17 protein-coding genes are annotated in these 20,862 nt (G+C 44.9%); 9 read left to right on the forward strand and 8 right to left on the reverse strand.

What is annotated here, in order from left to right; genetic code table 11:
- Nucleotides 1-142: 142 nt before the first annotated feature.
- The 3 genes from dnaE (at nt 143) to RB604_RS07810 (ending at nt 4,695) form a co-directional block, all read left to right on the forward strand.
- A complete protein-coding gene (gene dnaE / locus RB604_RS07800) occupies nt 143-3,937 on the forward strand; it encodes a DNA polymerase III subunit alpha (protein WP_005925943.1) in 3,795 nt (1,264 codons plus the stop codon).
- A 75-nt stretch (nt 3,938-4,012) separates the two neighbouring features.
- The gene (gene trxA / locus RB604_RS07805) at nt 4,013-4,327 is read left to right on the forward strand and encodes a thioredoxin (RefSeq protein WP_005925940.1); all 315 of its coding nucleotides are present in this window, start codon (nt 4,013-4,015) and stop codon (nt 4,325-4,327) included.
- Between the two features lie 32 nt (nt 4,328-4,359).
- Nucleotides 4,360-4,695: a hypothetical protein gene (locus tag RB604_RS07810; protein ID WP_005925937.1), complete on the forward strand. Its 336-nt coding sequence runs from the start codon at nt 4,360-4,362 to the stop codon at nt 4,693-4,695.
- A gap of 344 nt (nt 4,696-5,039) precedes the next feature.
- On the opposite strand, the gene RB604_RS07815 is transcribed toward RB604_RS07810, so the two are convergent.
- Nucleotides 5,040-5,771, reverse strand: a complete 732-nt coding sequence (locus RB604_RS07815; RefSeq protein WP_005925933.1) for an RDD family protein — start codon at nt 5,769-5,771, stop codon at nt 5,040-5,042.
- Between the two features lie 99 nt (nt 5,772-5,870).
- On the opposite strand from RB604_RS07815, the gene RB604_RS07820 reads away from it, so the two are divergent.
- The 6 genes from RB604_RS07820 to RB604_RS07845 all read left to right on the forward strand — a co-directional run bounded on the left by RB604_RS07820 (nt 5,871) and on the right by RB604_RS07845 (nt 12,273).
- Nucleotides 5,871-6,833, forward strand: a complete 963-nt coding sequence (locus tag RB604_RS07820) for a stage II sporulation protein M (RefSeq protein ID WP_055293497.1) — start codon at nt 5,871-5,873, stop codon at nt 6,831-6,833.
- Complete coding sequence (locus tag RB604_RS07825) at nt 6,814-7,749, forward strand: hypothetical protein (protein ID WP_005925928.1); 936 nt, start codon at nt 6,814-6,816, stop codon at nt 7,747-7,749. Before RB604_RS07820 ends, RB604_RS07825 begins: the two co-directional genes overlap by 20 nt.
- A 12-nt stretch (nt 7,750-7,761) precedes the next feature.
- On the forward strand, nt 7,762-8,382 hold the full coding sequence (locus tag RB604_RS07830) for a DUF4129 domain-containing protein (protein ID WP_007478756.1): 621 nt from the start codon (nt 7,762-7,764) through the stop codon (nt 8,380-8,382).
- Nucleotides 8,379-9,701, forward strand: coding sequence for a DUF4350 domain-containing protein (locus RB604_RS07835; protein ID WP_055293499.1), 1,323 nt, complete (start codon nt 8,379-8,381; stop codon nt 9,699-9,701). The genes RB604_RS07830 and RB604_RS07835 overlap by 4 nt, the downstream gene beginning before the upstream one ends.
- Before the next feature lie 64 nt (nt 9,702-9,765).
- Nucleotides 9,766-10,776 carry an AAA family ATPase gene (locus RB604_RS07840; RefSeq protein WP_122281997.1) on the forward strand — a complete coding sequence of 337 codons (1,011 nt, stop codon included), beginning with the start codon at nt 9,766-9,768 and terminating at the stop codon, nt 10,774-10,776.
- A gap of 186 nt (nt 10,777-10,962) precedes the next feature.
- Nucleotides 10,963-12,273, forward strand: coding sequence for a DUF58 domain-containing protein (locus RB604_RS07845; protein ID WP_055293502.1), 1,311 nt, complete (start codon nt 10,963-10,965; stop codon nt 12,271-12,273).
- Between the two features lie 429 nt (nt 12,274-12,702).
- On the opposite strand, the gene RB604_RS07850 is transcribed toward RB604_RS07845, so the two are convergent.
- From RB604_RS07850 to RB604_RS07880, 7 genes are all read right to left on the reverse strand, one after another.
- The gene (locus tag RB604_RS07850; RefSeq protein WP_007478752.1) at nt 12,703-12,930 is read right to left on the reverse strand and encodes an immunity 17 family protein; all 228 of its coding nucleotides are present in this window, start codon (nt 12,928-12,930) and stop codon (nt 12,703-12,705) included.
- A gap of 6 nt (nt 12,931-12,936) precedes the next feature.
- A complete protein-coding gene (gene tsaE, locus RB604_RS07855; protein WP_005925909.1) occupies nt 12,937-13,350 on the reverse strand; it encodes a tRNA (adenosine(37)-N6)-threonylcarbamoyltransferase complex ATPase subunit type 1 TsaE in 414 nt (137 codons plus the stop codon).
- Between the two features lie 139 nt (nt 13,351-13,489).
- The gene (gene porX / locus RB604_RS07860; protein WP_007478751.1) at nt 13,490-15,064 is read right to left on the reverse strand and encodes a T9SS response regulator signal transducer PorX; all 1,575 of its coding nucleotides are present in this window, start codon (nt 15,062-15,064) and stop codon (nt 13,490-13,492) included.
- A 76-nt stretch (nt 15,065-15,140) separates the two neighbouring features.
- Nucleotides 15,141-18,197: a type IX secretion system periplasmic lipoprotein PorW/SprE gene (gene porW / locus RB604_RS07865; RefSeq protein WP_443983716.1), complete on the reverse strand. Its 3,057-nt coding sequence runs from the start codon at nt 18,195-18,197 to the stop codon at nt 15,141-15,143.
- Between the two features lie 50 nt (nt 18,198-18,247).
- On the reverse strand, nt 18,248-19,039 hold the full coding sequence (locus RB604_RS07870) for a metal ABC transporter permease (protein ID WP_005925900.1): 792 nt from the start codon (nt 19,037-19,039) through the stop codon (nt 18,248-18,250).
- 58 nt (nt 19,040-19,097) lie between these two features.
- Nucleotides 19,098-19,520, reverse strand: a complete 423-nt coding sequence (locus RB604_RS07875; RefSeq protein ID WP_005925897.1) for a hypothetical protein — start codon at nt 19,518-19,520, stop codon at nt 19,098-19,100.
- Nucleotides 19,521-19,622: 102 nt separating this feature from the next.
- Nucleotides 19,623-20,855: a 3-phosphoshikimate 1-carboxyvinyltransferase gene (locus tag RB604_RS07880; protein WP_007478749.1), complete on the reverse strand. Its 1,233-nt coding sequence runs from the start codon at nt 20,853-20,855 to the stop codon at nt 19,623-19,625.
- Nucleotides 20,856-20,862 lie beyond the last annotated feature (7 nt).

Consider the following 20,862-nt stretch of genomic DNA (forward strand, 5'->3'; position numbering starts at 1 on the left):
TGTCTGCAAAAATATACTTAATTTGAAAATCCAGCAAGTAAATAGCGATAGAAATACACATGTTGATAACTTTTTGGGCATTATTTTTGTTAGTAACCTTATAGATTGTACTTTTATGGCTCAAAATAATCAACCTATCAATATGCAGGATTTCGTTCATTTACATGTCCATACCCAGTATTCGCTTCTGGATGGCCAGGCCAGTGTCAGTGCGCTGGTTGATAAAGCGATGAAGAACGGGATGAAGGGAATTGCGGTTACCGATCACGGAAATATGTTCGGTATCAAGGAATTCACGAACTATGTCAATAAGAAAAACAGTGGGCCGAAAGGCGAGATAAAGGACCAGAAGAAACGTCTGGCTGCTATTGAAGCCGGAAAAGTGGAGTGCGAAGACAAGGAGGCGGAAATAGCCGCTTGTAAGGCTAAAATAGCGGAAGCGGAAGCGAAATTATTCAAGCCCATCATAGGTTGTGAGATGTATGTAGCCCGCCGTACGTTGGATAAGAAAGAAGGGAAACCCGACCAAAGTGGCTATCACTTGATTGTTCTTGCCAAAAATGAGAAAGGATACCATAATCTTATAAAGTTAGTGTCTAAGGCTTGGACGAAAGGATATTATATGCGTCCGCGTACAGATCGCAACGAATTGGAAAAGTATCACGAAGGCCTGATTGTGTGTTCGGCTTGTTTGGGAGGGGAAGTACCCAAGAAAATAACTCAGGGATTGCTGGATGAAGCAGAGGAAGCCATTCAGTGGTATAAAAATCTGTTCGGAGAAGATTATTATCTGGAACTTCAGCGTCATAAGGCTACTGTGCCCCGCGCGAACCACGAGGCATATCCTTTGCAGGTAAATGTGAATAAGCACCTTATTGAATATTCAAAAAAATATAATGTAAAGCTGATCTGTTCGAACGACGTTCATTTCGTGAATGAAGAGCATGCTGAGGCGCATGATCGTCTTATCTGCCTAAGTACGGGCAAGGATTTGGACGATCCGAAACGTATGCTTTATACCAAACAGGAATGGATGAAGACTCGTGAGGAGATGAACGAACTCTTTGCTGATGTTCCGGAAGCATTGAGCAATACACTCGAAATTCTTGATAAAGTAGAGTACTACTCCATCGACCATGCGCCCATTATGCCTACTTTTGCTATTCCCGAAGATTTCGGAACGGAAGAAGAATACCGCAAAAAGTATACGGAGAAAGATCTTTTCGACGAATTTACACAAGATGAGAATGGAAACGTAGTGTTGAGCGAAGAGGCGGCAAACGATAAGATAAAGCGTTTGGGTGGTTATGATAAATTATATCGTATCAAGCTCGAAGCGGATTATCTGAAAAAGCTGACCTTTGACGGTGCGAAGAAATTTTATGGAGACCCTTTGAGTCCGGAAGTAAAGGAACGGCTTGTTTTTGAATTGCATATCATGAAGACGATGGGTTTTCCGGGATACTTCCTGATTGTGCAGGACTTTATCGCTGCAGGCCGGAACATGGGTGTTTCCATCGGGCCGGGACGTGGATCGGCAGCAGGATCGGCTGTTGCATATTGTTTGCAGATTACGAAAATCGACCCGATTCAGTATGACTTGCTGTTTGAGCGTTTCCTGAACCCGGATCGTATTTCATTGCCTGATATCGATATTGACTTTGATGATGACGGACGCGGTGAAGTGCTTCGTTGGGTAACAGAAAAATATGGTCATGAGAAGGTGGCTCATATTATTACATATGGTACGATGGCAACGAAATTGGCTATCAAAGATGTGGCGCGTGTACAGAAACTGCCTCTTTCTGAATCGGACAGACTGGCGAAATTGGTGCCTGATAAAATACCTGATAAAAAGCTGAATTTGCGGAATGCCATCGATTATGTGCCGGAGTTGCAGGCGGCTGAGGCTTCGCCTGATCCGTTGGTGCGTGATACATTGAAATATGCTTTGATGCTCGAAGGTAATGTGCGTGGTACAGGTGTACATGCCTGTGGTACCATTATCTGCCGGGATGATATAACCGACTGGGTGCCGGTAAGTACGGCCGATGATAAGGAAACAGGCGAAAAGATGCTTGTTACCCAGTATGAGGGATCGGTTATTGAAGATACGGGATTGATTAAGATGGACTTTTTGGGATTGAAAACTTTGTCCATCATTAAGGAAGCGGTTGAAAATATTCGGTTGAGTAAAGGAGAAAAGCTGGATATCGATACGATTTCCATTAAAGACCCGGCTACTTACAAGCTCTATAGTGACGGGCGTACGGTCGGTACGTTCCAGTTTGAGTCTGCCGGCATGCAAAAATACCTGAGGGAGTTGCAACCTACGACTTTTGAAGACTTGATTGCCATGAATGCCCTTTATCGTCCGGGACCGATGGATTACATTCCCGATTTCATCGATCGTAAACACGGACGCAAACCGATCGAGTATGATATTCCCATAATGGAGAAATATCTGAAAGATACATACGGTATTACTGTATATCAGGAACAGGTAATGCTCCTGTCCCGTTTGTTGGCCGATTTTACCCGTGGAGAGTCGGATGCTCTGCGTAAGGCGATGGGTAAGAAATTGCGTGATAAGCTGGACCACATGAAACCAAAGTTCATTGAAGGTGGTCGGAAGAATGGGCACGATCCGAAAGTATTGGAAAAAATATGGACTGACTGGGAGAAGTTTGCTTCGTATGCGTTTAATAAATCGCATGCTACTTGTTATTCATGGGTGGCTTATCAGACAGCTTATCTGAAAGCAAATTATCCGTCGGAGTATATGGCTGCCGTTATGAGTCGAAGCTTGTCGAACATTACCGATATCACGAAGCTGATGGATGAATGTAAGGCAATGGGTATTCAGGTATTGGGGCCGGATGTGAATGAAAGTAACTTGAAGTTTACGGTAAACAAGCATGGTGACATTCGCTTTGGCCTTGGTGCTGTAAAAGGAGTAGGAGAGGCTGCAGTACAGAGTATCATGGACGAACGGCGGGCAAATGGTCCGTATAAGGGTATCTTTGATTTTGTACAGCGGGTCAACTTGAATGCTTGTAATAAGAAGAATATGGAATGCCTTGCGTTGTCGGGTGGTTTTGATAGTTTTCCGGAGTTGAAACGTGAACAGTTTTTTGCTGTCAATTCGAAAGGAGAAGTTTTCCTTGAAACACTGATGCGTTATGGTAACCGTTACCAAGCCGACAAGGCGGCTGCAGTTAATTCGTTGTTTGGCGGAGAAAATGTGATCGATATTGCAACACCGGAGATTCTGCCGGCTGAGCGTTGGGGAGATTTGGAACGTCTGAATAAAGAGAGGGAACTGGTAGGTATCTATCTGTCGGCTCATCCGTTGGACGAATATGCCATTGTGCTCGATCATGTTTGCAATACGCATATGGCCGAACTTGAAGATAAGACTGCTTTGGCCGGTAGGGAGATTACGATGGGAGGTATTGTGACCAGTGTGCGCAGAGGAATCAGCAAGAACGGTAATCCTTACGGCATTGCCAAGATAGAAGATTATTCCGGCTCGGCAGAACTTCCTTTCTTCGGAAACGATTGGGTTACCTTCCAGGGTTATCTGGGTGAAGGTACTTTCTTGTTTATAAAGGCGCGTTGCCAGCCTAAGCAATGGCGTCCGGAAGAATTGGATGTCAAGATCACCTCGATGGAGTTGCTTCCCGATGTAAAAGAGAAATTAGTGGAGAAGATTACAATTCTGATTCCTTTGTCTGCTTTGAACTCTGCTCTTGTGGCGGAACTGTCTTCATTGACCAAAGATCATCCGGGAAATACCGAGCTTTATTTTAAGGTAACCGATAAGGATGAAAAGATGGTGGTCGATCTGATATCCCGCCCGGTAAAATTGTCGGTAGGGAGAGAATTGATCTCTTATTTAAAGGAACGTCCCGAACTTGAGTTTCGGATAAATTGATTATATTTGCAACGTAGCACGGAGGGTATATAAAACTTCCGGGCTGCTTAATTCTAACTATTAACTTTTAAAATTATGGCTTTAGAAATTACAGACAGCAACTATAAGGAGATCCTCACAGAAGGAAAGCCGGTTGTTGTTGACTTTTGGGCCCCTTGGTGCGGGCCTTGTAAGATGGTAGGTCCTATCATCGAGGAATTGGCAACGGAGTTTGAAGGACAGGTTATCATCGGTAAATGCGATGTAGATGAAAATAGCGATATGGCTGCCGAATATGGTATCCGTAATATTCCGACTGTTCTTTTTTTTAAGAACGGAGAGATTGTAGATAAGCAGGTAGGTGCGGTTGGCAAACCTGTATTTGTGGAAAAAGTGAAGAACTTATTATAATTTATAAGCTTTCAACTTAATAACATTGAACTATGGGACTGGAAGACGATTTTTTACTTGCTGATGCCGATGATGAAAAAACCATTGAGTACATTAAAAACTATTTGCCGCAGGAACTGAAGGAAAAGTTCACTGATGATGAACTTTACTATTTCTTGGATTTGATTGACGAGTATTACTCTGAAAGTGGTATCTTGGATGCCCAACCTGATGAAGAAGGTTATGTCAACATTGACCTGGAGCAAGTGGTGGACTATATTGTTAAGGAGGCCAAGAAAGATGAAATGGGAGAGTTTGATCCCGAAGAGATTCTTTTTGTGGTACAGGGAGAAATGGAATATGGAAACTCTCTGGGGCAAGTAGAATAACTCGTTTCCGGAATTCCTGTTGTAGCTAAGTAGTTAAGTAGTCAAGTAGTGAGTAGTTAAGTAGTCAAGTAGAAATGATTTGCTTAATGTATTTCTCTTACTTACCTACTTATCTACTTACCACTTACCTACTTATCTACTTACCACTTAACTACTTACTACTTGACTACTTAACTACTCACTACTTGACTACTTAACTACTTACTACTTGACTACTTAACTACTCACTACTTGACTACTTAACTACTCACTACTTGACTACTTAACTACTCACTACTTACTACTTAACTACTTACTACTTGACTACTTAACTACTTACTACTTAACTACTTACTACTCTTTTATCATATCTCTTCTAAGGCATAATATTGATAATCCCTCAACAGCGTTTGTAGAAATTTCTCGTCACTTCCTTCTGTCTGCTTTATGGATAGGAGTGTACGTACTTTGTCGGCCAGTTGCCGTATACGCCGGGCACGGTCTTTACTTCCAGAAGAGAGCGTTTTATTAATTACATTCACTTGTTCCAGTGATAAATCGGCTGCCGGAGGATATACCGGATGGTAACCTTTGGTCAGGTAGTCGTATTCGTCGAGACTGACTTGTATTTTACGATAATTTTTTTCTTTAATGACCATTGTTCCGGCGGCCAGATCACCCAAACGCTGATGATTCTTAGTCAATAAAATGACGATAACTCCCAATCCGCCTGTGATCGGCAAATCGATAGGAAAGAGAAGCCAACGCAGCAGATAAGAACTAAGACTCGGCGTGGATCCGTCAGCTTTCACCACCCGGATATTCAGCAGACGTTTTCCCAGACTTTGCCCGCGATTGAAGACTTCGCACAACAACGAATAACAGAGTACCGGCAGGTAAACAATCACAAAAAGAAAGAAGAATGAAAAGCCGGAATAAGCGTGAATCCTAAGATAAGACAGAGTAACACTAAATCCTATTACATAAATGAACAGGAAGAAATAGTCTATAATCAGAGCCAGCATACGTTCGCCTATACTTGCTGGTGTCTGGCTGATACGTACAAACTGTCCTGTAATAATAGTGGATTCTGCCATTTCTTTTTAAACATTTTTGTGATTCCGTTGCAAATATATCATAAATCTCTTACTTTTGCTTCGGATTCGGACAAAACTTCTATTCGAATCCCTTAAACGATGAAAGAAGTTACGTTTATTCGCCGGAACATTGAAAAATGGAAAGAGACAGAGAAGGTGGTGGAGAAAGCTGATAAGTTTAATCCCGACCGTCTGGCCGACGCATATACGGAACTTACCGCCGATTTAGCTTTTGCACAGACCCATTATCCTTCTTCCCGTATCACCATTTATCTCAACAATCTGGCTTTTGCATTGCACAATGTGATTTATCGCAATAAGCGCGAAAAGTGGACTCGGATTATTACTTTCTGGACGCAGGAAGTGCCGCAAACGATGCATGATGCCCGTAAGGAATTGTTGGTATCTTTTCTCATTTTCGCTGCCAGTGTTGTGATAGGTATCATTTCGGCTTGGAATGATCCGAACTTTGTCCGGTTGATTCTGGGCAATGGCTATGTGGATATGACACTTGAAAATATAGCTAACGGTGAACCGATGGCGGTATATAACGGTTCGGAGGAGATGCCTATGTTCTTGGGCATTACGCTGAATAATATCATGGTATCTTTCAATTGCTTTGCGATGGGATTGTTGACCAGTTTCGGAACAGGGTATATGTTGCTTTCTAATGGAATCATGGTAGGGGCTTTTCAGACTTTCTTTTACGGAGAGGGACTGTTGGCCGAATCTATGCTGGCCATCTGGCTGCACGGTACGCTTGAGATATGGGCGATCATTGTGGCAGGTGCTGCCGGACTGGCACTTGGAAATAGCTGGCTGTTTCCGGGTACTTATTCGCGCACCGCTTCTTTCCGGCGGGGAGCCAAGAGGGGATTGAAAATAGTTGTGGGAACCGTTCCGGTATTTATCATGGCGGGTTTTATAGAAGGTTTCCTTACGCGTCATACCGAGTTTCCAACGGTACTCCGGTTAGGTATCATTCTGCTTTCACTTGCATTTATTATCTTCTACTATATTTATTTACCAAATAGAAAACAACATGGAGTCACAAAAAGCTAAAGTAGCAATGTATGTAAAGCGTTCTTTCGGGGATAAGATGAACGCTTCATTTGATTTTATAAAGGAGAACTGGAAACCTTTGTTCAAGTTTGCCACGTATCTGATATTGCCCTTGTGTCTGATTCAGGCATTGAGCCTGAATGGGCTGATGAATGGCTCTATGGGTATTACGATGGGGGTTAAGGCCGGCGCTGCCAATCCTTTGGCAGATTTCGGAACGATGTTCTGGGTGAATTACGGATTGACTATAATTTGTTACCTCATCGGCTCTGTTATCCTTACCTCACTGGTTTATGCACTGATCAAGACCTACAATGAACGTGAAGAGCGCTTGGAAGGAGTTACCCTTTCTTCTTTGAAATCTCTGTTGTTTAAAAATGTGGGCCGGTTGTTGAAACTTACCTTGTTCGGTATATTGATAATGATTATCCTATGTGTGGTTATGGGGTTGTTGGCCGCTCTTACTCCTTTCACCTTGATTCTCACTCTTCCGATGCTGGTGGCTTGTGTGATTCCTCTGTCTTTGTTTTCGCCGATTTATTTGTTTGAAAATATCGGTATCTGGGAAGCATTCAAAAAGACGTACCGTTTGGGATTTGCGACTTGGGGCGGTGTTTTTCTCATTGCTTTGATAATGGGATTGATTGGCGGTATCCTGCAAGGTATCACAATGCTGCCTTGGTATGTGGCTACTATTGTGAAATACTTTTTCGCTATGAGTGATAGTGGAAGTGCGGTTACCATCTCTCCCGTTTATAATTTCTTCCTCTATTTAATGGGGATTCTACAGGCTTTCGGAATGTATCTTTCTACCATATTCACCATTATCGGCCTGGCTTATCAATACGGACATGCTTCCGAAGTGGTGGACAGTGTTTCTGTAGAAGAAGACATTGATAATTTCGATAATCTTTGATAGTACGATCGGATGACTGCACCAGCCGATACGATCGTTTATGACTCGCTCACCGTTGCCTATTGGCAAGGTCAACCGGAGTATGATTATAACCGTGAATTAATCACGCCTGAGTTCGATCTCATTGCGTGGCTTAATTTGTGGTTGGGTAAGTTGTTGCAGAAAATATTCGGTAGCACATTTGCTGAAAAATATACGGAAACGATCTTGGTTGCGTTGTTTGTCGTTGCGCTATTATTGATTGTCTGGTTTATCTATAAGAAGCGTCCGGAACTGTTTATGCGTTCGAAAAGAACTTTGCCCTACCGCGTGGAGGAGGATACCATCTATGGCGTGGATTTTCAGAAAGAGATAGACGCGGCCGTTTTCCGCAATGATTACCGGGAAGCAGTGAGACTGCTTTATCTTCAGACCTTGAAGTTTTTGAGTGACGCCGGGAAAATAGACTGGCAACCTTATAAGACGCCGACCGAGTATATTTATGAAATAAAGATTGACACCCTGAAAACTCCTTTCCGTGAATTGACCAATCGTTTTCTTCGCGTTCGCTATGGTAACTTTGAAGCAACCGTTGTCCTTTATCGTGAGATGCAAGCCTTTCAGAAGGAAATGGTAGAAGGAGGTGGGGTATGAAAGGCAGTCGTTGGTTTATTCTCGCTATGGTGCTCTTTCTGGCTGTCATGTTTCTGGTGGAATATAACCTGCCGAAGAAGTTTGTGTGGAATCCTACTTTCAGCCGGTATGATTACCAGCCGTTCGGATGTGCTATTTTCGATGATGTGCTGACGGATTCCTGGCCGGGAGATTATTATTTGAATGATTGGACTTTCTATAATTTTGAGAATGATACGACGGACGAACCTCTTGCCATACTTGCTGTTGCCCAGCGCTTTCAGTTTACGAAAACCGATAGAAATGCGATTATGCGTCTGGCAGAACGGGGGAATAAGGTGATACTGGCGGCTACCGGTTTTTCGCTGTCCGATACATTAGGGTATGATATGTCTTATGCATGGTTTCGTGCTTCGGAGTTAAAGAAATATGTAGGGGCGGTCAATCGTCGCGACAGCCTGTATTGGTTGGCTGATTCTGCGAGTGCTTATCCTGCGGCGATCTTCGAGGTTTATCCGCAACTGTGTGATGCCTTTTTTACAAAATATGATTCGCTTTCCGTACCCTTGGTGAGGAGAGACCGGGCAGCCGCGTCACGAAAAGACTCGATAACGTTAGCTGCAGATAGTCTGATACGAAGCCAGTTGAAAGATACATTGCCCGAGTCGCAGGATTCGGTACGACTTCCTGTTGAATTGCCTACGGGAGTGCTTGCTCTGCGGCGTCCTGTAGGGAAAGGAGAGATTGTCCTTATCTCTACTCCTCTGCTGTTTACCAATTATGGTGTACTCGATAAAAATAATGCCGCTTATATCTTCCGTTTGCTCTCACCGGCGAAAGACTTGCCGTTGTATCGCACGGAGGCTTATAATAAATCGGAGTATGAACAACGTTCGCCATTCCGTTATTTTCTGTCGCAGCCACCTCTTCGCTGGGGGCTTTATCTGACGATGATTGCACTCGTGCTCTTCATGGCGTTTACTGCTCGTAGGCGGCAGAGACCGATTCCGGTTATCCGCCAACCGGAGAACAAGACACTGGAATTTACCGAACTGATAGGGACGCTATACTTTCAGAAGAAGAATCATGCGGATTTGGTGCGTAAGAAGTTTACTTATTTTGCAGAGGCTTTGCGACGGAATATACAGGTAGATGTGGAAGAGGAGGTCGATGAAGGAACCCTTTACCGGAAAATAGCCAACAAAACGGGTATGGAAGAAGAGAAGATTGCAAGGCTCTTTGCCGGCTTGCGGCCTGTCATCAAGGGGGAGCGGAACGTTTCGGAACAGGAGATGAAAGATTATATAGACGGCATGAATGAAATATTAAGCCGGATGTAGATGATAATAAATGAAATATTGAACCCGATATAATAGATAGCTTATGAATGATATGAATGAACCCATGGCAGAAGCAACGCCTTCCGCATCTTCTGTGGAAGAGGTACAGAATGAAGTTCCACGTACTGATTTAACTCTTTTTGCCGAAAAGATCGGTGCGCTGAAAGCACGGATCGCTTCGATCATTGTGGGACAGGAACGCACGGTAGATCTTGTCCTTACAGCGATTCTTGCCAACGGTCATGTGCTGATAGAGGGTGTGCCCGGTGTGGCGAAAACATTGCTTGCCCGTCTTACGGCGCGTCTGATCGACGCTGAGTTTAGCCGCGTACAGTTTACACCCGATCTGATGCCGAGTGATGTGTTGGGTACTACGGTTTTTAATTTGAAGACCAATGAGTTTGATTTCCATCGCGGTCCTGTATTTGCCGATGTGGTGTTGGTGGACGAGATCAACCGTGCTCCGGCAAAAACACAGTCCGCCCTTTTTGAAGTGATGGAGGAACGGCAGGCCAGTATCGATGGCTCAACTTACCGGATGGGAGAACTTTATACCATTCTTGCCACTCAGAACCCGGTGGAACAGGAGGGTACGTATAAACTTCCTGAAGCTCAGCTCGACCGTTTCCTGATGAAGATAACGATGGATTATCCGTCGTTGGAAGAGGAGGTGAGTATTCTTGAACGCCATCATACGAATGCTGCTTTGGTGAAGCTGGAAGATGTTCATCCCGTAATTACCCGTGACGAATTGCTGGCATTCCGCAAGCTGATGGATAAGGTGTTCGTGGATCGCACACTGTTGCAGTATATTGCTCTTATCGTGCAGCAAACCCGTACCAGTAAAGCGGTTTATCTGGGTGCTTCGCCCCGTGCTTCTGTGGCTATGTTGCAGTCCTCCAAGGCGTATGCCCTTCTGCAGGGACGCGATTTCGTAACTCCCGAGGACATTAAGTTCGTAGCTCCCTATGTACTCCAGCACCGCCTTATTCTCACAGCAGAAGCAGAAATGGAAGGCTATTCTCCGGTAAAGGTGACGCAACGGCTCATCGACAAAGTAGAGGTACCGAAATGAGGGGAGAATTGAGAGGGGAGACGGGAGAATTGAGATGGGAGAAGGAAAAGTTGTCATTGAATATCGATTAAAAGCCTTGAAACGGAAACTGATGGAACAAAAACTTCATAGAATGAGAAGCTTATAAATAATAAAGTATAAAAAAGAGTTATTTTAATCGTAAATCGTCAAATCGTAAATAAATTCATGTATTTGTCCCGGCGTTTTTATCTGTTTATCCTTGTCATTATCCTGCTGCTTTGCGGCGGGTATATGTTGGGTACTCTGTTCCTGTTGGGGCAGATCGCATTGGCTGTTTTAATTTTTGCGGTTGCGATGGATTTTTTTCTTCTCTATCGCACGAAGGGAATCAGGAGTTTCCGGCAATGTTCTTCCCGTTTCTCGAATGGAGATGATAACGAGGTACATTTGCGCGTGGAAAGCAGCTATGCTTTCCCTGTCTGGTTGTCGGTTATCGATGAGGTGCCTGTTATATTCCAGCAGCGTGATATCTGTTTTAAATTGTCTCTCGGAAGCGGTGAAGGGAAAACGATTACCTATCATCTGTATCCCACCCGGCGGGGGACGTATGGTTTCGGATACATCCGTGTGTTTGTTACTACGCGTATCGGACTGATTGAACGTCGTTTTACAGATGCCGGGCCACAAAAGATAAAAGTATATCCCTCTTACTTGATGTTACACCGTTACGAGTTGCTTGCTATGAGTGATAACCTCACGGAATTAGGTATAAAGAAAATCCGGAAAGTGGGTCATCAGACGGAGTTCGAACAGATAAAGGATTATGTGAAAGGAGATGATTATCGTACGATCAACTGGAAAGCCAGTGCACGGCGGCATCAGCTAATGGTCAATGTATATCGGGACGAACGTTCGCAGCAGATATATAATGTGATAGACAAAGGGCGTATCATGCAGCAGGCTTTTAAAGGAATGACCTTGTTGGATTATGCCATCAATGCCTCACTTGTTCTTTCGTATGTGGCTATACGTAAAGATGATAAAGCGGGGCTGGTGACTTTTAACGAACATTTCGATACCTTTGTCCCTGCTTCCAAGCAGACGGGGCAGATGCAGACTTTGCTCGAAAGTCTTTATGCGCAGGAGACCACTTTCGGGGAAACCGACTTCTCCGCCCTGTGCGTGCACTTGGCCAAACATATAGGGAAACGCAGTTTGTTAATACTCTATACCAATTTCAGTAACCTCAACAGTATGAACCGGCAACTGCCTTATCTGCAACAACTGTCTCGCCAGCATCGCTTATTGGTGGTGTTCTTTGAAGATGCCGATCTGAAAGAATATGTTGCCGGAAAACCTGTGGACACTGAGGGGTATTATCGTCATGTCATTGCCGAGAAGTTTGCGTATGAGAAACGGCTTATCGTAAATACGCTAAAACAACACGGCATCTATTCCGTCCTGACTACTCCCGATAACTTGTCTGTCGATGTTATCAATAAATATTTGGAGATGAAGTCGAGACAGTTGATATGATGGTTAGCAGCGGTTAAACGATTAGTGACGAGCGGTTAGTGACAAGTGGTTAATGGTTAGTGATAAGTGATTGATATGTTATCATTTTCCGGATTGTAATCGATGTCGGTTTGTCATTGTCTCCTGTTTTTGTCAAGAGCAGATTTACTTATTCTTAACTAAAAAGAACGTCATCCGGCAAAAAGTACCTTTTCTACTGCAACCGATAATGCAAAGCGTTGTAAGAAGTAATGAAACGAACCGTAACATGCCGTGTGACGAACCGTAACATGCCGGCATATTTCCGGCAAACACTGTTCTAAAGTATACTAAATATCCTGTTTGGAACCCCTTTCACGGGTATATATAAAAGAAAGGAGGAAATCTTGCGATCTCCTCCTTTATGTACAGTTTAACTGAATCTACTTTATGATTACATTGGCAAATATACTACATTCTAATCGTAATTCCAAGAGAATGGAGGAAAAAGAAGGCCATCCCAATCAATAACAATCCCAATATACCGTAAACAATTCGGGCACGGGTACGACCTATTCGTCTGACAACAGCTTGTGCATTGTGTGCAGTGAAGAACCATCCCCAATTTAATAATGAAGCAAGGAGGGAGATGATTCCGGCAAGGGCGAACAGACCCAGAATAAAGTAGTGCGGTGTCATCGTTTACTAAAGAGTGATTTTCCGGCTTCCGTCTTCCAATTCTTCAATGGTTACCTTTACGGCATTACCCGGAAGGAGTTCTTCCACCAGTTCCGGCCATTCTATGAAACAGAGAGCACCACTATAGAAATAGTCTTCATATCCCATATCGTATACTTCGCTGAGCTTTTTGATCCGGTAAAAATCGAAGTGGTAAATCAATTCACCTCCCTCATCGGAACGGTATTCGTTGACGATAGCGAACGTAGGAGAAGTGATAACATCCGAAACCCCTAACTCTTCACAAAGTGCCTTTACAAAGGTAGTCTTCCCGGCTCCCATTTTTCCGTAAAGGGCAAAGACCGTATTGTCACCCATAGCAGAGATAAACTCCCGTGCGGCTTCGTGTATCTGGTCTAATGATTGAATTTTAATTTCCATAATTTTATTTCCTATTGGACAATTTACTGTTTACTATTAATTACATCATGTTTTTCTTCCCTTTTCTCTAAACACCCCCCTAAATTCTCCCATCTCCATTTTCCCATCTCAAATCTCCCTTCTCCCATCTCGAATCATCTCATTTTCCCTTCATCGTGATAAGCGGAATGATCATTTCTTCCATCGAGATACCTCCATGTTGGAAAGTGTTAGTATAGTAAGATACATAATAATTGAAGTTGTTAGGATAGGCCAGGAAGTCACGTCCACTGGCGAAGATGTACTTCGTGCTTACATTGGGCGATGGCAACAGGGCATCTGCCGGGCGGCTTATTTCGAATACTTGTTTCGGATTGTACGACATATTGCGCGATAGTTTGTAGCGCAGGTTTGTGTTGATTTCTCCGTTGTTGGCTTGTACTCTGATAGGATTGTCTACGCGGATACTGCCGTGATCGGTGGTAACCACTACCCGTACTTTTCGGGCTGCAAGTTCTTTCAGCAAGTCGCGTACCGGTGAATGGCGAAACCATGACAGGGTAAGGCTACGATAAGCAGCTTCCGTAGAAGCGAGTTCGCGGATCATCTTACTTTCCGTGCGGGTATGGCTCAGCATATCGATAAAGTTGAATACTACCACGTTCAGATCATTTTGCATCAGTTGCGGAAGCTGGGCGACAAGGCGTTCACCGGCAGATGCATCGTTTATTTTATGATACGAAAAAGTATGCTGACGGCGATACCTGTCGAAGCAGGTTCGTATCAGTGGAGCTTCATTCAAATTCTTGCTTTCTTCTTCGTCCTCGTCCACCCACAAATCAGGAAACATACGCGCTATCTGATCGGGCATGAGTCCGGAAAATATCGAATTACGTGCATATTGCGTGGCCGTAGGCAAAATACTGAAATAGAGTTGTTCTTCGAAAGTGAAAAGTTCCGACAACTCGCTGGCTACAACACGCCATTGGTCATAACGGAAGTTGTCGAGCACAAGGAAACAGACTTTCTCCCCTTGGTCGAGCAAAGGAAAAATACTGCGTTTCATCAAGTCCGGACTCATCATTGGGGCCTCCTGCGGAACATTCCCTTTGCGTGTGGGATCCATTGTTTTCATCCAGTCAAGGTAGTTTCTCTTGATGAATTTGGCAAAGGCGGTATTGGCCTCTGTCTTTTGCATGGACAGCATTTCGCTCATGGGGCTGTCGCTTGCTTCCAACTCCAGTTCCCAATAGACGAGACGGCGATAGAGCTCTATCCAGTCGTCGGCAGTCAGGGAGTCATTGATCTGCATGCCTATTTTACCGAAATTCTGTTGATAAGCCGTTTGCGCCACTTCCGACACAATGTCGCGGCGGTGCAGGTTTTTCTTTAAAGATAAGAGTATCTGGTTGGGATTGACAGGCTTAATCAGATAATCGGCTATTTTACTGCCGATTGCCATATCCATAATATCCTCTTCCTCACTCTTGGTAATCATGATAACAGGCACGGTAGGAGAGATGTCCTTTATCTGTGCCAATGTCTCGAGCCCGCTGATACCGGGCATATTCTCGTCAAGGAAGATAAGGTCATAGTCCGTTTCACGGCAACGGTCAAGAGCGTCTTGTCCGTTACTTACAGTATGAACCTCGTAGCCTTTCGACTCGAGGAAAAGAATATGCGGGCGGAGAAGGTCTATCTCGTCATCTACCCAAAGTAATCGGTCTTTCTTCATCTTGATATCTACTATTTACAGTTTACTATTTACTATTTGGTTGCGCTTTCATGGCGATACCCGTGAGGGATACGCTTTAGTATACATAGAAAGAGCCGCCGGTATCGTCTATCTCTTCGCCTTCATCTTCGTCTTCCGTGGCGTTCTCGTCTACCGGTGGCAGGTTCTGCAACGGTTCATCCAACGTGCTGCCGTCTATCGGCAGGTCTTCGTCTGTACCGGCCGGTAACGGATTGAAAGTGCGTTGATAGAAGGTGTCATAATCATCAAAACTATAGAACTGGTTCAATAGTTCATAATTGGCTTGAGAAATAAGGATCGCTCTCATTCCGCTGAGCCTTTCGTTCATATGCGGATCAGCGTAGAGCTGGCGTTGGTAATATTGCGCTTCGTCATAATTGGCGAAGGAACTGATGACTAACCGGCCGATACCCCGGTCGTGGGAGAAGGCGAGGTCGAAGTTCTTTACCATGAATGAGGAGAAGTTGTAACGGGCCACTTCATAAAGAAGCTGATTCTCGTTTACCTTTCCTTCTTCGTACGCAAGGACGAACACGAATGGTGTGTTACGTTCCGCGCTGAATTCCGGAATGCTGTCCATTCCGGCTGTCCGTGTGCTGTCTGAAGCAATGTCGGCATTTCTGCGTGACCATATACTTCCGAAAGAAACACTGCCTTCCGACAGAAGACGGCCTTCCTGTACTCCTTTCAGGATATGTGCGGCAAGATCGGTAATTTCGTTTTCCGGATATTGCTGCACCAGCTCTTTCAGTTCGCTGAGGAATTGTTTCTGGTCTCCTCTTTGCAAGGCGCTTACGGCATGCAGGAACATGAATTTCGGGCGGTGTTGCCCCATCGGATATTTCTTTGCGGATAACTCCGCATTCGTCACTACCCGGTTATACTCCCCTGCCTGATACTTTTTGTACGTGTCGGCATAGAGCGAGTCTTCCAAATGCTTTCCATAAACGGCGTTGTAGGCGAAGTCCGGATCAGAGAGTGTCTTGGCATATTTGCTGTCCGGGAAACGCTCGATCAACTGCTGTTTGTAAAGATTGGCATCCGCCATGCGTTCCATTCGTCCCAACATCAGGAACAGGTTGTAGTATGCTTCATCCAATTGGGCGAAGTCGGGAAAATCATGGATTAACCGTCCGAACGAATGTTCTGCACGTGGGAAATCTTCCAGCTTATCTTTGTATATCATTCCCATGTTAAACAATCCATCCGACAATATTTCGTTGGAAGCCGCCATCGCTTCTTCCGTCAATGGAATTTGTTGCAGGTAGAACAACGGATTCTTTTCGTCGATGGCCGTTGTGTCGGCAGCCAGTTCCGAACCCGGAGCAGCAGGTTGCAGGCTCTCGCCGTCACCGGATATGTTTTCGTCTTGAGTACCTCCATTGCCGATCGAGTCTCCTTCTGCTGTCGGTTCATCGTAATTGACAGGGTCGAAGTCATCCAGAGAAACCACGGTTTTATTTCGTCTTCGCCAGTTATCCTCCAATTTGCGGCGTCCCCACAGACGTTGGAAATCTGCTTTACCCTGTGTCACCAATTGTGAATTATAGAAATACCAGGAATTGTCTCCGGTAGGGACAGTCGGTTGTGTGGTAGTCGGTCTTTGTGGAGCATTGGCAGCATTTTCGGCAGCAACAGCTTCACGCATGGCGTCCCGTTCGGCCTCTTTTGCCAATCTTTTTTCTTCCTCTTCTTTCTGAATAACCCGTGCTATCAATGTATCGATTACCACCATACGGGCAGCACTGTCCAATGACGCCAGATGTTGCAGACTGTCTTGCAATTCTACCGCAGTAGCGAAAGGCACCAACTCATCCAATACTTCAGAACGTCTTGTGAGCTCTTCATATTCCGGATGTGTCTTGTCCAGCAACCCGGTGGCATCAGCATAGGCCGTTTGTGCTTCGGCATAGCGGCCCATTTGCCAGCAAAGATTGCCTAAGGTGAGTTGCAGTATTCCCTTTTCCACCCCTCCGCGTGTACTCTTTTCTACTCCCAGATGATATTCTTTGATAGCTTGGGCAGTGTCTTTGGCCGAAAGATAGATGTTTCCTAATGCATAATGAATCTGATCGAGGTACTCCTTGTTTTTATCACTGCGTGTCATCCGGTACAATTTGTCTGTGGCCTTCTTTACTTGTGCGGGATTACTTAGTTCTCCATATGAAAAACATTCCGTCTGGCGGATACGCGCGTTCAATTCCATCTCATAGGGAGGGCTGAGTTTGATAACCTTTCCATAGGCCTGATATGCTTTAGCCGGGTCTTGCAACAATTGGTATAGTTGTCCCAAAAGAAAATACTCGCGGGATTTTTGCCGTTTGTTCTTTTCGTTTTTGATGGTAGTAAGCAGGTGGGGAATGGCTTCCCGGTAACGTTGGCTTCCCAGCAAGTAGTGTCCATATGTTCTGGAATATGCCGGAGCCAGTGTAGCCGGAAGGCTGTCATTGTTCACTTTTTGCAAAACATCTTCCGCATCATAATACCACCCCATCTGTGTGTAGCATTGGGCAAGCCAAATACGGGCATTTGCCGTGATTTTGGGTTGTCCGGCGTAGAGTCGCGCGATGTATGAGAAAGTAGCGGCTGCTTCCGGAAAGTCTCCTTTCTGGAATTGTGCTTTTCCCATCAGCATCCAGGCATTGTGCAGGAACGGATTGAATTCACGGCGTGCCAGCCATTGTTTGTATTCGGGTGTATAGCGTTTTCCCGGCTTCCGGGGAGGTTTTCGCTTGATGGAGTGCACGGCGATGGCCTTTTGCGATTTTTCGATGGCACGTTCAAAGTCACCGCTTCCGGTACCGACCGTCGATTTATTACCGATAGGATAGAGCGGCAACATCTCCATGTAGTTATCCTTATTCCCCTTTTCGATAGCTTTACATCCCGATTTATAGGCTTCATTCCCGTTAAAGTATACATTGTAGCGGGTAGTCATCGCATGATAGAAACGGCTTCCTTTCGTATTCTTTTTAGTCGAGCATCCCGTAAGTAATAGGATGATTAATAATGTGCCAATGCGCCAATGTGCCAATGTGCCAATGCGGAAATGAGTCAATGTGCCAATGAATTTATGTACCCGTGCGCCAATTACTTTGCTAACTTTTTTCACAGCGCAGCTAATTGGCACATTGGCACATTGGCACATTGGCACATTACCTCTCATCTTTTTATTACTTTGCATACGGCATAGATTAAGATGGATACGAATATGATAGAAGCCCCGGAGGGTACTTTCCAATGGTAGGATACGAACAAGCCGCCTAAGCATCCTAAAAATCCGATACCGATGGATAACCAGATGATGCGTTTGAAGCTGTAAGTGAACAGGTTTGCCGTCATTTGCGGGATGGTAAGCAACGAGATGGCCAACACGATGCCTACCATACGAAGACAGGAGACAATGGTTAAGGCAATAAACATCATCAGAAGATATTCGAATGCTGCTACGGGGATTCCTTGCGAACGGGCGAACTCACGATCGAATGCCACATAAATAATCGGATGGATGAACAGGCAAAAGAATAGGATAAGTAATGTCGCAAGTATACCGAGCATCAGCAAATCTCCTGTGGTGATGGTAAGTATATTGCCAAACAGATAGGCAGACAAGTCCGGTGCGAATCCCGGCGCGAGGAAACTGAACATGATGCCCAATGCCATCCCTAATGTCCAGAATACGGCAATGGCAGAGTCTTCGCGCATGTCTTTCCGTTTACTCAGCCATTCTACTCCGAAAGCCGATAATACCGAGAATATGGCCGCCGAAAGGATAGGGGATATTCCTGCAAACAATCCCAAGCCGATGCCGCCGAAGGAGGCATGTGTAATTCCTCCGCTGATGAATACCAGCCGGCGCGTCACTATATAAGTGCCGATAATTCCGCAGGCTATACTGGCCAGCAGGCTACCTAACAAGGCATGTTGAAAAAAGGTATATTGTAACAGATCCATCCAGATGCTTAACTTACTAATTATTAATAACGGAGAAAGGGAGTTACTTATTATAATCTCAGGGATGTATTCTCCGTTCTCCTATAATGAGAAAAACTTCGTCTTTTATATCATCGGGCAGATTGATACCGCGTAATTGCAGACTCCGCACCCATCCGGCTACGTCAGTCTCCTGCATGGTATAAAATACGTCACGGAACATTTCTATTTCGTCACCTGTATATGCTTCCGGTGCCCGGCCGATGAATCGGTCCAGTTCCTCGTCATCGTAATATTCTATCTTTTTACTTACAGCAGCCAACAGGCTGTCTTTTTCACAGACTTCGTGCTGTCCGCAACATTCTGCGTCTACTTCTTTCACTTCGGGAAAGCTTTCCAACTCTCCGGCGTCTATCTTTTTTTGCAGCCTTCTGTTGCGGATGTATCCAGCAATCATTGCCACGATGGCAAGCAATAACAGGCTTATTAATAATATCCACATATTCTCGAAATCCTTAAATTGGAGACAAAGGTACTCATTTATTCACCACAGGTTATATAGATTAACACAGATTATTATCTGGCCTTTGTGGTGTTGGAACTGTCAGGGTTGTTCTATACTGATTTTGAATCCTGCTTGTTTCAAGTTCTCCCAGTAAGACGGATAGGATTTGGTCACCACTTGCGGATCTGCAATGCGCATCTTCGGGAAACGGACGGCTGCCGGTGCAAAAGCCATTGCCATACGGTGGTCTTCGTAGGTGTTTATCACCGGCTCGGCTTCCGGTTCGCAACGCTCACCTTCCCAACAGAGTATACTGTCTTGTTTGTCGCAAAGGATATAGCCGAGTTTATACAACTCGTTTTCCAATGCAGCAATACGGTCTGTCTCTTTTATTTTCAGACTTTGCAGGCCGGTGAAGCGGAAGGGGATGCCTAAAAGACAACAGGTCACTGCGAATGTTTGTGCCAAGTCGGGGATATCTATGAAGTTTTCGTCTAACCGTTCCGGGAGTGTTCCGTTTTTCTTCAGGAGAACTCCTTCGTGGATGAATTCGGTTTCTACACCCAGGCGCGCAAAGATCTCTGCACCACGGCTGTCTCCCTGATAACTATTGGGAAACAAGCCGATAAGTTCGATTTCCGCTTTCTCTGACAGAGCGGCTATCTGATACCAGTAGGAAGCGGCACTCCAGTCACTTTCTACCATAAATGATACCGGTATATAAGGTTTCGGAGACACTTCGATACTGCTTTCCGAAAGCCAGGAAGCCTGTCCGCCGAAGTCTTTCATCAGCTGTAATGTCAAGTTGATGTAAGGGCGGGAAATAATCTCTCCGCTAAGATGCAGGCGAAGTCCGTTTTTCAGAACGGGTCCGATCATCAGTAGTGCAGAGATGTATTGCGAACTGACATTCCCTTTCAAGGTGATTTCATTTCCCGTCAGTTCTTTTCCATGAATACGTAAGGGGGGATATCCCTCTTTATTCACATAGTCGATTTGTGCCCCTAATTCACGTAAGGCATTGACCAGTATTTGTATAGGACGCTGCTGCATCCGTTCTGTTCCGGTGAGAATATGGGTTCCGGGAGTCGTACTCAGATAAGCGGTCAGAAAACGCATGGCAGTTCCTGCTGCCATGATATCTATGGTTTCGTTGTTTCCATCCAATGCTTTAATCATGACGAGCGTGTCGTCACAATCGGACAGGTTGCATGGCGGAGTAGTGCCTTGGGCAAGCGCATTGAGAATAAGTGCACGGTTACTGATGCTTTTAGAAGCGGGTAATTGTATGGTAGCCTTCACGGCGGAAGGAACTGATAGTTTATAACGCATGGCTTTT

The sequence above is a fragment of the Bacteroides salyersiae genome (assembly GCF_031172035.1).
Taxonomy (GTDB): Bacteria; Bacteroidota; Bacteroidia; order Bacteroidales; family Bacteroidaceae; genus Bacteroides; species Bacteroides salyersiae.